This window comes from Sphingobacterium chuzhouense, assembly GCF_014692525.1.
GTDB classification, from domain to species: Bacteria; Bacteroidota; Bacteroidia; order Sphingobacteriales; family Sphingobacteriaceae; genus Sphingobacterium; species Sphingobacterium chuzhouense.
This window is the reverse complement of sequence record NZ_JACNYL010000003.1, coordinates 597909-612952: the sequence shown is the minus strand read 5'-3', so window position 1 is coordinate 612952 and position 15044 is coordinate 597909. Positions and strand designations below refer to the sequence as shown.

The window sequence follows — 15044 nt, the reverse complement described above, 5'->3', positions numbered from 1 at the left end:
AAGTATGATGAGAAAAGTTAGTTTTATAAATCCAACGACGATAACCTTAGTATGGTGTATATTGTTTTTTGCGCATGCAAGTTTCGCTCAAACGCTGTCATTTAGCAATGCGGTACAATATGGTTCGCAGGAGAACAATCTTTCCATTCTGGTTTCTACCGATTTTAATGGTCACTATGACATGGAAAACATAGGCAAAGCAACATGGAATGATCTGACCGAAGAGTTTCATCTGGCGACAGACAAGAAGTTTGTTAAATCTGGAGAGGCCGACCTCTCTTCGTGGACAACACCTGGAAAACCGATATATATTGCTTTTAGATACCTCGGCCAGGAATCAGCGAAGCCTACACAGCGAAGCTGGATTATATCGAACGTTTCCGTGAATGACGGTCAGACAGACAACCGTATCCCAACACAGAAATTTTCGATTATTGATGTGCTGGAGAATAAGGAGGGAACAACTTGGCTTAAGTCGGATATTGCACTTCGATTTCGCTCTAATTTATCAAAAATAAAATCTGAAAGCTGGGCAATCGTCCGGATTGTCGACGGAAAGGTTAACTAGGTTTTTCTATAAAAAGAAATATGATGATTTATAACCGTACTAAAAATAAGGCAAGTTTTTTTCTCTTTTTTTTGCTATTATTTTCGTTCAGCATACATGCCCAGGACCACAAGATATCGGGGACAGTAACCGATTCGCAAACTGGTGAAGGAGTACGAGGAGTACTCGTGTCCGTAAAAGGCAGCTCGATCAATACGTTAACGGATGAAAAAGGTGTTTATACCCTTTCCGGCATTTCCGCCGATGCCGTGCTGTCTTTTACTTTCATAGGCATGAAAAGTACGGAAGTCGGGGTAGACGGTAAGAGCAACGTAGATGTTATTATGGAAAAGGTTTCTTTAGATATAGACGAAGTCGTGGTCGTGGGTTACGGTACGCAGGCTAAAAGAGATGTGACGGGTTCCATTGTGTCGGTGTCTGGAGACGATATGAGAACCAACCCCGGCGGTACGATTGTATCAGGGCTACAGGGGAAAGTTCCGGGTATGCAGATTACATCGAATTCAGGCGAGCCCGGAGCTGGAGCAACCATACAAATCCGAGGGGCCTCGTCTATCAGTGGCGGCAGCGAACCATTGTATATTATCGATGGTGTTCCGATAGATGGCGAAAACATGTCTTCCATTACTGGTGATGCAACGTTTAGTCCGCTGGCCAGTATTGACCCCAACGATATTGAATCTATTGAAATATTGAAAGATGCAGCTTCGGGTGCAATCTATGGTTCCAGAGCAGCCAACGGGGTGGTTATTATTACGACCAAAGGAGGCAACAGATTTGAGGTGGCGAAGCCGCGGATAACTCTCAGCCATACCTCTAGTATCGTTGAGATGGGGCGGAAAATGGATGTTATGAACGGCGGACAATTTCGGGAAGCCTATGTAGAAGCCAGAGAAAATAACGGTCAGGTCGCGAACCAGCCATGGGTCACCAATCCCCATCATCCCTATTACAACAATACGACGGATTGGCAAGATATTCTGTTTCGGAATGCTTACCAGAATGTGAGTAACCTCGGGCTTCAAGGGAGTTCGGAATCATTTTCTTACGGTATATCTTTAGGATATCGAAACCTCCAGCCCACCGTAGTGCATACTGACTATGGACAAATGAACGCCCGCGGAAATTTCTCCTATAAACTTTCTAAAAATATTTCTGCCGAAACCCGGCTATCCTATAGTGATATTGATTACACCCGGATATTGTCGTCCAGCGGTAGTTATTTTAGTGCATTACGCGCCGCACTTTTTACCAACCCCGTGTTTGCACCTTTCGACCCGCTCACGGGAGAAACAGTAGATTGGCTGGGACAACGAGAACAACGAAACCCATTGGCTGTCGCTGAGAAAGTTCCCTCAACATTTAAACGAAATAATACCTCATTAACACAAAACGTTACGGTGGAGATCCTAAAAGGACTAAAGTTTAAAACGAGTATTTATGCGACGTTTTCTAATAACGAGCAATCTTATTACCAGCCAAAAACATTTAGTTCCTCCACTCCACCAAGAGATGATGGACGATATCAACAGACGGAATCGAGCCATCTTGTCCAGGAAAATACGCTGAACTACAGTAGGTTATTGAAAAAACATCGCATCAGTGTGGTACTGGGGCAGTCGATAGAGAAATGGACATCCAACGAAATAATACACCAAGGGGAGGATTTTGTTGACCCCAATGTAACACCTATTCAAGGCGCCGCCCGAATGACGAGAGTTGAACAGAATCGATCCGAACGTGGCTTATTATCGTTTTTCGGAAGAATGAATTATAGTTATGCGGGCAAGTATTTGACTTCCTTTACATTCCGCCGAGATGGTTCATCCCGGTTTGGTGCAAACCGACGCTTTGGTAATTTTCCTGCCGTAACACTGGGCTGGCGTTTTTCGGATGAAAATTTCATGAATTTTGCAAATGGAGTACTAGATAATGGTATGATCAGAGGTAGTATGGGCGTCACCGGAAATCAATTTGCTCCAGATTACGCATGGCAAGGTGGATTTAGCCCCGCTACAAGTCGATATGATGGCAATGTAGCTATTCTTCACGACGCCATGATGAACCGTTTGTTAGGTTGGGAAACCACCACACAGTATAACGCAGGTTTAGACCTATCATTCTTTAACAAGCGCGTGTCTTTCACAGCAGATATATATAAAAAACAGAGCGAAGATCTGTTGTTTAGCTTTCCACTCAATGATTTTACCGGATTTAATTCCATTACTAGAAATTTTGGAAGTGTGGAAAATAAAGGATTCGAGTTACTATTGGAAACCGTCAATCTAGATAAGGCTGTACGCTGGGAGACTGGTGTTAACTTCTCCTTGAACCGGAACAAAGTAACCGCTTTGCCTGGAGGGGAGGATATTTTGATAGGAGACTTCTCGTTAGGTCGAATCGGAGAACCTGCGGGTATGTTCTTTGCACATCGTGCCCTCGGGGTGTATGCCTCCGATGAGGACAACGTCTATCATGCACCTGATGGAACAGTGGGGCAATATAGAAGAGGCTCGGTTACCGGCGAAGCATTCAAGGGTGGCGATATGATATGGGATGATATCGATGGGAATGGCATTATTGATGACAATGATCGCGTCATCATCGGAAATCCGCATCCAAAATTTATTGCGGGTTTTAATACGGGCGTGACGTATAAGGATATCTCGTTAAAAGCTTCCCTGTACTGGTCACACGGTAACCAGGTAATGAATACCTTGAGACGGAGACGGAATCAAATGCTGACCGTTGGAAATCTAGGACAGGATGCGTTGCAACGCTGGAGAGCGCAAGGAGATGTTGCCGACTTCCCGATGTTGCGTTACCAAGATATCATGGGTAACTTTAGACCTTCTTCCTTCACCATGGAAGATGCATCTTATATTCGACTGCAAGAAATTGTGCTGGGGTATAATGTCCCTTCCAAATATTTAAAGAGGTTTCTCCTTAGCTCCATCAATGTATACGTTTCAGGGACAAATCTGTTGACATGGACTTCATACAGCGGGTTTGATCCGGAGGTCAGTACATCAATAAATCCGTTTGTTTTGGGAGATGATAACGGAGCATTGCCACAGAGCCGATCCTATAACTTCGGTATAACAGCCCGTTTTTAATGATAAAAAGAAAGACAATGAAGAAGTATATGTATATAATCATGGCCTGTCTCCTGTTTAACACGTCATGTAATATCTTGGATTTAGAACCGGAAACATCTTGGACAGGGTCAAATATTCCGACTGAAGAAGGCCATCTCAATGGCATTCTATATGGAGGTTATGAGCGCCTGCGGTCTGCATTATCTACTGGTTTTTTAATCTACGGCGAATTACGGGCTGAGGCATTCTATAACAATGCGTTTCAGATTAATATTGACAAAGCGATCAATAATACATTGGATTACGATATGTCCTACGCTTCCTGGCAATCGTTTTACGAAGTCATAAAACAGGCTAATGTAGTTTTGCGGTATGCGCCAGAGCTTGTGCAGACGGGTGCGATTACAGAAGCTAATGCAGACCATCTCATGGGACAGGCCTACACATTACGTGCCTTTGCCTATTTTTATATCATACGGATTTGGGGAGAGGCGCCTTTAATCATCAAGCCTTTTCTCTCCGATGAAGATCTGGAGGATTATGGAAGAGCGCCATTAAGTGAAATGTATGAGCAGATACATCAAGATTTGACAGAAGGAGCAAGTTTAATACCCGCATCTAACACAGAGAGGACGATTCTTACTAGGGCTGCTGTCCACGCTATAGAAGCACATGTATACGCTTGGGAGCACAACTATGAACAAGCGATCATTTCTATTGATAAAGTGCTCGCGAACACCAACTACTCGCTCGCGAGCCTTTATAACCCCTCCTGGAATCCGGGAGCTGGTGATTTTACTGCACAAGTACAGGCCTCCGATTATGCAGCTATTTTCAATGGAGGTAGACACAAGGAATCAATCTTTGAGCTCGCCTTTAATCTGGCAGATGGTGATAATACGCGTTTTCTAACCAGTTACTTTTCGGGAACAAACCCGATTATCCGGGTTAGATCTGAATTTGGAGATACCTTTGACAGCAATGATTGGCGAGGAATTGTCAGTAATGAATGGTCTTCAACAGGCACGTATAAAGCGATCAAATATATTATTGGCTTTAGTGCGGACGTGGATACCCGAAATATCGTCTTGCTACGTTTATCTGATTTATACTTGTTGAAGGCGGAATCCATCATGGCGTTGGAAGATACAGATGATAGTAGAAATGAAGCGATGGGATTGGTCAATACGATCCGACATAGAGCTGGTGGAGAAACGTTTGAAATACCGGCATCCGATTATCTGGATCGGAATCTCTATTCACAAGATGATCTCATAGACCTCATACTGGAGGAGCGTAAATTCGAACTTTGCTATGAGGGCTATCGTTGGTTCGATCTGGTCAGAACAGGACGAGCGATAGACGTCTTGCGCGAGCGCCGAGAACTGGAATTGGATCCAAGAGCCTTGATTTGGCCAATTCATATCGACGAAATCAGAAGAGGCTCGCTCATTGAGCAAAATGAATATTATAGGTAAAATTTAAAGAGAAATAGCCATGAAACGTTCAATAATATTTATGTTTAGCCTATGCATAGTCTTGTTATCGGGCTGTAAGAACTTGATGCAAGACTATGATCTGGATACGCGCTCGGATTACTGGGAAGATATCACGCTCCTCGACTATATAAGCCTAGGAAAAGACCCACAAATAACATTATATGCGGAGGCGGTACGTTACGCGGGGGCGGAAAACCTCTTGGATGGACCGTTAAAAACCCGGATTGTCCCCAATAACGAGGCAATGGAGGGCATGCTCTTAAGTGCCGGGGTAGCAAATATCCAGGAGTTGTCCCCTAATGTGGTCAAAGAAATGCTTTCGTATTTGGTAATTCCCGGAACGTATAGATCTTTGGATTTAGAAGAGGACGAGACGGTGGGTGAAGTCACTGCAAGAGGTGATAGTCTATACTTGACCCGGAGCGTAACAGCTACAGACAAATATCGGTTGTCCGTAAACAACCACCCGAAACTGGCAACGTCCCAGATAGCCGTACTTAGTCAAGATTATGTGTTCAGCGATGGCATAGCACATATTGTCGATGGATTTCCCGTTTATCAGGAAAAAACGAAACCTACCGATGCCGCACCAGATGGAGTTGATTATTCGGACGCAGAGCAACACACGATATGGGTCAACAATGATACCCACGTGATCAATGCTACCGCCTCACATCGGGAAACCAATTACGGGAGTGAAACACTCCTAACGGTTGCCAATGCCGCTTGGACACGGTACGGATTTTTACTATTTGATTTAGATCCTATCGAGTTTGTGGATGACCTGACCAGAGCCAACTTGAATATCTACTACGCACAAAGAAGTATTGCTACGTTAGATCCTGTCCTGGGCGTTTTTGAAACGGGGTCGAATTGGGAAGAGATGACGCTAACATGGAATTCAATGCCTGATTTTGGCGCACAAATCAATAGTTCGAGTTTGGTTTTAGGGCAATGGAACGAGATAGATATTACCGGTTCTATTAACCGCGCTTACCAAAACGGGCTGGATAAAGTGTCTTTGGGTCTACGGTTACTGGCCGCACCAAATGGTATCACGGGAACGGTATCTCTGCGGTCCAAAGAACAAGGGGACGGTTCGTATGCGGCATCGATTAAGTTGTTTGGCGCCATACCCAGTGAGTTGGAAGTGGACTACGTGTCGGGATTACAAGTGTCACAACAAGGCGCTAAGGTTATCGAACCACAGAACCTGTCCATGAAAGCATCCGGTTCGGCTGTTTACAACTATACCGATAATAATATTATCTACGTATTGATGGATGTACCGACAAATGGCACGGTGACACGATATGGCCTTCCAATACGGAAGTTTAGCGAATTTACTCAAGAGGAATTGAAAAAAGGAGCCATACGGTATGTACATAATGGTGGAAGTTCTTCGGATGTCATGACCTTTAAAGTGAAAGATTATATCGGTGGTGTATACACCGATATTATTGGATTACCCGTTACCATACAATAACAAACGATGATTACATTTTTAAAAAAATACGCTACCCTGGCGATAGGATTTGTATTATTGTTTTTCTTTGGAAGTGGTGTAACAAAATCCACGATAAAAAATCCAATGGAATTATATTTATTGGCAGGCCAATCCAATATGGCCGGAAGAGGTAAAGTGGGGGCTATAGATACAGTAGGACACCCGCGGGTGTATGTCTTAAATGCACGAGACGAATGGAGTACGGCAAAAGAACCACTCCATTATGATAAAGCCAATAGCGGTGTAGGGCCAGGATTCGTATTCGGCAAAATAATGGCGGAAAATAAAAACAATGTTAATATCGGCTTGATCCCTGCTGCAGTCGGTGGAACCAAAATATCCTACTGGGTACCTGGCGGACAGCGAGGACTCTATGAAGAAGCACTACGAAAAGCAAGGGTGGCCATGAAGGATGGAACCCTGAAAGGGATATTATGGCAGCAGGGAGAATCGGATTCCAATGCGAAGGACGCACCGCTGTATAAAGCTCGGTTAGTTGAGTTGATGCAATCTTTTCGGAAAGACTTGGGGCTGCCCAATCTCCCGATTGTTATTGGCGGGTTAGGGGACTTCCTTCACTCACCGGAGCATAAACAGGTTAATCAATCGATCCAAGAAGCCGTAGCATTAATAGGACATGCTGCTTATTCAGAAGCTAGTAAATTGGGTCATGTTGGTGATAGTCTACATTTTAACAGCAAAGCACAGCGGGAGAACGGCGAACGGATGGCAAAAGCAATGAAAGAATTGTTAGATAAGGAATAGATATTGATTTTATTTCGATCACGTTCTTTATTAAAGTTTTATGGCGGTAAAGTAATAAAAACAAAAAGATTGGAAAGAACGGCGATTGGAAATGAAAAAAAAGCAAATAGTATAATGAGGAAGAATAGGTCATAAGACTTCCCTAATTTGATTTTTCATAAAAAATTTTGGAGGAAGAAAAAGTTTTGTATATTCGTGTACGTACCCTATTCTTTAACTAATATATGTTGGGTACGTTCTTACACATGACCTGTTTTGAAGATAACATAGCGCACTCTCATATTATCATAGCACTAATAGATGGTCGGGAAGATGCCTTACAGCAACTTTTCGACCGCTATGCTAACGATGTGTATCGCATTGCTTATGCGGTTCTGAAAGACTCTTTTGAAAGTGAAGATGTCGTACAAGAGGTATTTATTAAACTATGGAACGCGCGACTCCGTTTGGATGAAACTGGTAGTATATGGTCATTTATCTACGTAATAGCTAGGCGTGTGTCATTGAACAAACTGCGTGAGTCACGATTCAAAATCGCCGAACAGGTTTTTACGCTGGAAGCTGATTTCTCAAAAGATAGTGATGAAGATACCATCAGAAAAGAAATTCTCGCATTAGAAAACGAAGTGATTAAAAAGTTGCCCGGGCAGCAAAGAACGGCTTATCTTTTGAGTAGGGTCGAGGGTCTTACTTATAAAGAAATCGCGGACCAAATGAATATTGCTCCTAATACCGTGAAAAACCATATTATTCAGGCCTTAAGAACTTTTAAGAAATACTTTAGGCGTTTTGGATATCCTCTTTTTTTACTTTTTTTGATCTGGAACTAGTCCTACCCCCCTTTGTTTGGGTTCTATATATAAATACCGTAGAACCTAGATGGATACAACGAGATTAAAATATTTGCTGGAAAGGCATATTAGCAATACTATTTCAGTTTCTGAATCGGAAGAACTCTGGATACTTCTCCGAGAAACCGATCCAGAGTTACAGGAAAAATTGCTGGCAGAGATTCTGGAAGACATAACATACGATCGTGATCTGAACGAAGATAGAAAACAGGTCATCTATGATAAGGTCATAACATATGTATCAGAAGGTCAATCCGATCCTAAAGTAATACCAATATCTAACCGACCTTTCCAATTATTTAAAAGATATACTTCCATCGCTGCGGTTTTGTTGGTTGGACTCGCAATAGGTGTCTGGTTGTGGACAATGAATCTGCCCAATATGCAAAATGAGACCAGTTTGGCAGCTACAGATGTCGATGATATTTATCTAACCCAAGATAGCCTACCGTTTATATTGCTGCCTGATGGTGATACCCGACTGTTGGAAGAAGGTGGCGACAATGTCTTAACCCATGCGGGTGTCAAGCTGATAAAAGACGAGGGCGGTAACATTGTTTATGCCGTACAACATCAGGTTAATTTGGAGGCATTCTCAGATCAAAAGATAATCTTTTCTACCCCCAAAGGTCATTCCAGTAAAATTCTGCTTGCGGATGGCACGCAGGTATGGCTGAATAGCGGTTCTTCACTAGAGTACCCTGCGATTTTTTCAGCTACGGAAAGGCGTGTGAAACTTATTGGAGAAGGGTATTTTGATGTTGCTCACCATACAGAAAAACCTTTTTATGTAGAGACAGAGAAAGGACCGGTGATAGAAGTGTTGGGCACTTCTTTTAACGTAGCCGCTTATCAAGAAGAAGGTAAAACTACCACGACATTGGTTGAGGGAGTAGTACGCCTACTAGGTCACAACCATACGATGATACTGAAGCCCAACGAGCAAGCTGCAGGGAGTGCCTATGACGCAACCTGGAGAAAGCAGGTCGTGAACGTTGATGACTTTATTAGCTGGAAGGATGGATATTTTAGTTTTAATGCACGTTCCATAGAAGAGATATTAGCTGTCGTGAAACGATGGTATAACATAGAAAATATTGAGTTTGAACACTACTCTAAGGAAAGGTTTACCGGAACTTTCAAAAGGACAAAATCCCTCAAAAGTCTCTTATTAAAACTAGAAAAAATAAGTAATGTAAAATTTCATATCAAAGAAAGGAGGATTGTAGTCACGGAATAAAAGTTAACAAGAAACCAAGAACGCTGCTATCGTTCTTGGTTATAGAAATCATTGTAAGATCCAATGCAACATGAATATTTACTAAAATGATTCATACAAATGTACAAATAACAAACTAATCAATTGAAACCTGCATGAATGATCTTTTTTACAAGAGATATAAATAATTCATGCAAGCTTCATTGCCATTAAAAAAAACAATTTATTCTAATGAAAATGAAACAAGGAAGTAAAAGATGTTTTTTTGTATTGACATGGATAGGTCTTGTTTTCCTATTCAGTCAATGTAAAAAAGAAACTGAAGATAACCACGTGCTTCCACCGGCCGGAGATATAGAAGCTTGGGTGGAAATGGCAAATGAAGATATTACGGCTATCGGAGCAATTGTAACAGCCATAGAGAACGAAGATCTTATTGAAAAGGTAGAAACGTTAGAAGATTTTATCCACATATATTTTGTGAGCGGTGCGTCTGCAATAGTTAGACTGGATCAAGCTAATTATCCCAGCCCACTTATCGGAGCGCATTTTATTGATGATAAGCATTATTGGACTGTAATTAATGGTACCGGTACTTCCGCGGTGAGACTCTTGAAGGATAACGCCAGACGTAACTATGCGATAGAAAATGGTAGTATCCCGAATTTATCGGTGAATAGTGGCGGAAACTGGACAGTCGATATGGAAGGTTCGCAGGAAGAACTATTTGATGCGGACGGTAAACCTTTCAGAGCAATCGGACGTAAGTCTTTATTTACCGACGTTACATTTGATATTGACAGTAATGCAACCATCTTCACAAATGAGACCTCCAATAAATCCTACGTTATAGAGCGTCATCGTCCCTTTACATTGACATTTGATAGAGCAGAAGAAGATACACTAACCATAGCTTCTGGCTTTACTATTGCGGTTGATTTTCGGCAGGTAGGCGTGAAAGAACTTGAATTTGACCTGCCAGAAGCTTGGTCTGCGGAATATGAACTGAATGCGGCAGCAAAAACTGGTATATTGAGTATTACTTCGCCAATAGGTATAGAACCTGATTTTGATGAAAAGGGTGCTATCTTTATTCGGGCGATAGATCAATATGGCCGTGTCCTCGAAAGAAAAATACCGGTAAAGGTAGAGGTGGGCTTGGTAAACTATGCCAGTGTCACACTGACAGACGCCTCAAGCGGTGTCAATATATCTGGCGCTATATTCACATTTACGGAAAACGTTACTTCGACCAACGAGCGTGATGTGACAGCAGTCTACGCCGGAGATACATTCCGCTTAATGCTGCCGGAGGGATTCTCCGAGCTCAGAAAAGCCCGTTTTACAACGACCGATGGTAGCTTTGATTATTACTTTGCACCAAATACCTATTTATCCATCGGCGACCAAAATCTATCAATTGTTCCACCTAAACTCACTTCTTATTGGCAAGGAGGGATTATTGTACATATTAATGAGACACTGCCATTATCTGGTATCGCTAGTTACAGAGTAACAGGGAAAGTAGTGCATGTACAGTCTCCAGAAGCTAATATTCCGTGGTTTCCTAATGGGAATGTCAATGTTACTGCAGCCAATAGCGATACAGACGGCGCAAGTAATACAGCGGCTATTATTTCCGCTTTAGGAGGAATAGGAACATCACCTAACTTTATTGCTCGCTGGGCAGTACGTGTGCGTGATGGTGGATATGCGGATTGGTATTTAGGTGCATTACAAGACTACGAATATTTCCATGATGCCTGGGAGCCGGTGCGGCCAAATCGGGAGGGTGATGCAGCTGCTATTAGCCAATATATTGCGCATTATGGTGGCAATATAAAGTTACGGGATACACATAATTTGTTCTGGACCTCAACGAACATTAGTGCAACGCATGCGAAAGCTTATGATGTAAGGTTAGGTACTCCTTGGACAACTGGTCAGAAAATATATGGAGCCCGAGGTCTAGCTTTCCGTAATTTCTAAGAAAAAAATAGGTCGGGAACAACTGCTATTGTTCCCGACTTACACATAGTCTGCTAAAAATAAAAAACAATGCAACATGAATTTATTAAAAGATCTTAACAAATGTATACAGAAACGAAAAAACGGTACAACATAAATAGGCGGTTTTTACTGAAAATATGTGTTATGAAACTTACATTCCTCTTAATGATGTTCTTATGTCTGAATGTTCATGCTTCGGTACTCGCTCAGCGGCTTTCTATTCAAGCCGTTAAACGACCTATCCAAGATGTCTTAGTGGAAATTAAAGATAAAACAGGATATGATTTTCTGTTTAACCACAACATTCTAAAAGAAGCGAAGCCTGTCACAGTCAATCTGAAAAATGCTTCGCTGGAACAAGTTTTGGATGCCTGTTTAGCAGGGCAGTCATTAGTCTATGAGATTGACGAATCAACGGTTTTAATTACCCGGAAAAAAATATCTATAAAGCAAGGGAACGTTGAAGCACCACAAACGCATAGCGTAAAAGGTATTATTCAAAATAGCAACGGCGAACCACTTTCTAATGTCACGGTTAGGAATACAAGAACTGGATATTCTACAGCTAGTAAAGACGATGGGCGTTTTGAAATCCCTGAAGTTCTTGTCAAGGACGAGTTGGTTTTCTCTTTAGTTGGCCATTCATCTCATCGATTGGTTGTAGAAAATTATAATGAACAACGCATAATCTTAACACCCGAAGACTTGGATATAGAAGAAGTTGTGGTTGTGGGATATGGTACACAACGGCGAGAATCGGTTACGGGGTCGGTTGCACAGATTAATTCAGATGAGATTATGCGTTCTCCTGTCGGCAATATTACCAACATGATGACGGGTAAATTACCGGGATTAATTTCTAGACAAAATAGTGGGGAACCCGGTGCGGACCAATCTTCATTGACAATTCGGGGAAACGATAGTTTCGCATCGTCTAATACCCCGGTTATGATTGTGGATGGTGTGCGCCGTTCTTTTACGCAGATTGACCCGGAAGAGATCGAAACGATTACCGTCTTGAAGGACGCTTCTGCAGCAGCGGTATATGGCTTACAGGCTGCTGCTGGCGTTATCCTCGTGACAACGAAAAAGGGACAATCGGCAAAACCTACGGTACGGTTTAATCATTCCCAGCAAATCAGTCAGAACACTATGTTTCCCGAATTTTTGGATGGTCCGGAATATGCGTATTGGTATAATAAGGCGAGAATGATAAACGGCAGAGAGCCGCTCTTTAGTAATGCTGACATTCGTAAGATAATTGAGGGAGATCCAGAAGGAAAATGGGGAAATACCAACTGGGTAAATGAGTTGTTTCGTACCGGGCAGACTTCTCATAGCGGTATTTCCGTAGAAGGTCGTAATGATAAGATTCGGTATTACTTTTACGGCGGATACTTTAATCAGGACGGAAGTGTGAAGGGAATTAATTTCGACAGATATAATATAAGGAGTAATATTGAGGTGACAGCGACAGACAATCTGAAAGTGCAGATAGGCCTCGGTGGAAGAAAAAATAAGAAAGTGGCACCGACATTTAGCACAGAGAAAAATGCTTGGAATAACTTATTTCAGCAAGCGATGCGAGCGCACCCTTATCTGCCAAAGGAATATGACGGATACCCAACCGGTAACAGAACAAACGGACCTGTGGTGAGCCCTCTTTCAGCATTAGATCAATCTGGATTTCGCCATAATTTTACCGATAACTTTCAAAGTAATCTACGGCTTGATCTTGACATGCCTTTTGTTACCGAAGGACTTTCTTCGTATGTGATGGGAAGTTATGATTATAACGGAACTTTTGGGAAAGCTTTTCAGACACCTTATCAAATAGCACAAGGTGTTGTAGGTCCTAACGGTTTAGACTACCAAGTTGTGGAATCTTCTATAGGTGTATTATCAAAACTAGCAGAAAACATGTCTCGGTCGGGTACATTGACACTGCAAGCAGCCTTGAATTATAACCGTAACTTCGGTGGCAGGCACAATGTGTCTGGTTTGCTGTTGTATGAACAATTTAGGACCATATCCAATGAATTTTCTATTTCAACACAAGGATTAGATTTTAAGGAATTACCGGAACTGCAGTTTGCCAACGAATTGACACCAGGTGAAGGAGCATTCGATGGAATAAGCAACATCGTTCCTAGTGCTGGTTTTGTCGGGCGTTTAAATTATGACTTCGATGGGAAATATCTTTTGGAAGTCTCGGGAAGATACGATGGTTCGTATAAATTTGCGAGGAATAGAAGATGGGCCCTTTTTCCGGCAGTATCCCTCGGATGGCGATTGTCTGAAGAAGAGTTTTTCCGAAATGCTTTTCCATATTTCAATGATTTCAAGTTGAGAGGTTCGGTTGGAAAACTAGGAAACGATACAGGGGTCAACGCATACGCGTTCTTAAGTACGTTGGAATTAGTAGCCGACGATCCCAGTGTCGTGATTGGCGGTATACCGCGGAATGCCTATCTAACGAATGCATTAAGTAATCCGGGGCTATCCTGGGAAACGGTCAATATCTATAATCTTGGGTTGGAGGCTAGTTTATGGGGTAATAAGCTAGGTATCGAAATCGATGCCTTTTATAAAGTCACGGACAATATTCTGGAAACGCAAGGCGGTACGTTTGCGCCCTCCATGGGAGGATATTTTCCTTCTGTTGTGAACACCGGAAAAACAGATAACCGTGGTTTTGAATTAGGATTAAACCACCGGAACAGTTTGGGAGAGTTTAATTATGGTGCCCGGTTTACGCTCAGCTATTATAGAAATCGCTATCTAAGTGTTCGGGAAAGTGCCAATACACCCGATCATTTGAAGAGAAATGGACGTCGCTTAGGTGAAAAGCACGGTTTGGTTGCATTAGGAATCTTTCAGACTGATGAAGAAGCAAAGAACTGGCCTAGTATATTTGGCGATAACAGAGCCGGCGATATTAAATATTTGGATGTCAATGGTGATGGTAAACTGACCTATAATGAGGATCGAATGTGGATTGCTGGTAGTAACGTGCCGCAGCTGATATCGGGACTAACATTATTTGCAGATTATAAAGGGTTTGATTTTTCCGTTATGATACAAGGAGCTGCTAAAGCAGAATATGCCTTAAGTGGATACTATCCAGATATAGGTTATGACAATACCGAATTTACTACTCCGTTTTTTCAACAGGGAAGTGCTCCGCGCTATCTGGTCGAAAACATGTGGACGCCCGATAATCCTAACGCAAAATATCCTAGACTTTCGGATGAAAAAGTTCAAAATAATAAATGGGCGTCCACCATGTGGATTGTCGATGGAAGTTATCTACGTATAAAAACGGCGCAGATTGGTTATAATGTGCCGAAAAATATCGTCAAGCGATTAGGTATGGAAAGCCTTCGATTGAATATTTCGGGTGGAAATCTATTTACCTGGACCGAATTTAAATATCTGGATCCGGAGGCACCGGATGTGTCCAACGGGTTTTATCCACAGCAGCGAGTTTATTCTCTCGGAATAGATGTGAAATTTTAAACATGAGT

Annotated in this window: 9 protein-coding genes; all 9 read left to right on the top strand. The window is 42.2% G+C overall.

What is annotated here, in order from left to right:
- Positions 1 to 4 precede the first annotated feature (4 nt).
- The 9 genes from H8B21_RS14640 to H8B21_RS14600 all read left to right on the top strand — a co-directional run bounded on the left by H8B21_RS14640 (position 5) and on the right by H8B21_RS14600 (position 15036).
- Positions 5 to 568: a DUF5017 domain-containing protein gene (locus H8B21_RS14640; RefSeq protein WP_190314500.1), complete on the top strand. Its 564-nt coding sequence runs from the start codon at positions 5 to 7 to the stop codon at positions 566 to 568.
- 20 nt (positions 569 to 588) lie between these two features.
- Entirely contained in the window at positions 589 to 3684 is a 3096-nt protein-coding gene (locus H8B21_RS14635; protein ID WP_190314499.1) for a SusC/RagA family TonB-linked outer membrane protein, read from the top strand.
- 17 nt (positions 3685 to 3701) lie between these two features.
- Positions 3702 to 5144, top strand: coding sequence for a RagB/SusD family nutrient uptake outer membrane protein (locus H8B21_RS14630; protein WP_190314498.1), 1443 nt, complete (start codon positions 3702 to 3704; stop codon positions 5142 to 5144).
- A 19-nt stretch (positions 5145 to 5163) separates the two neighbouring features.
- Entirely contained in the window at positions 5164 to 6651 is a 1488-nt protein-coding gene (locus tag H8B21_RS14625; protein WP_190314497.1) for a DNRLRE domain-containing protein, read from the top strand.
- Positions 6652 to 6657: 6 nt separating this feature from the next.
- Positions 6658 to 7437 (top strand): sialate O-acetylesterase, encoded by a 780-nt coding sequence (locus H8B21_RS14620; protein ID WP_190314496.1) that lies wholly within the window; start codon positions 6658 to 6660, stop codon positions 7435 to 7437.
- 245 nt (positions 7438 to 7682) lie between these two features.
- Positions 7683 to 8267, top strand: coding sequence for an RNA polymerase sigma factor (locus H8B21_RS14615; protein ID WP_190314495.1), 585 nt, complete (start codon positions 7683 to 7685; stop codon positions 8265 to 8267).
- A gap of 49 nt (positions 8268 to 8316) precedes the next feature.
- Entirely contained in the window at positions 8317 to 9528 is a 1212-nt protein-coding gene (locus H8B21_RS14610; protein WP_190314494.1) for a FecR family protein, read from the top strand.
- Positions 9529 to 9738: 210 nt separating this feature from the next.
- Positions 9739 to 11496, top strand: coding sequence for a PL29 family lyase N-terminal domain-containing protein (locus H8B21_RS14605; protein WP_190314493.1), 1758 nt, complete (start codon positions 9739 to 9741; stop codon positions 11494 to 11496).
- 165 nt (positions 11497 to 11661) lie between these two features.
- Positions 11662 to 15036 (top strand): TonB-dependent receptor, encoded by a 3375-nt coding sequence (locus H8B21_RS14600; RefSeq protein WP_190314492.1) that lies wholly within the window; start codon positions 11662 to 11664, stop codon positions 15034 to 15036.
- Positions 15037 to 15044 lie beyond the last annotated feature (8 nt).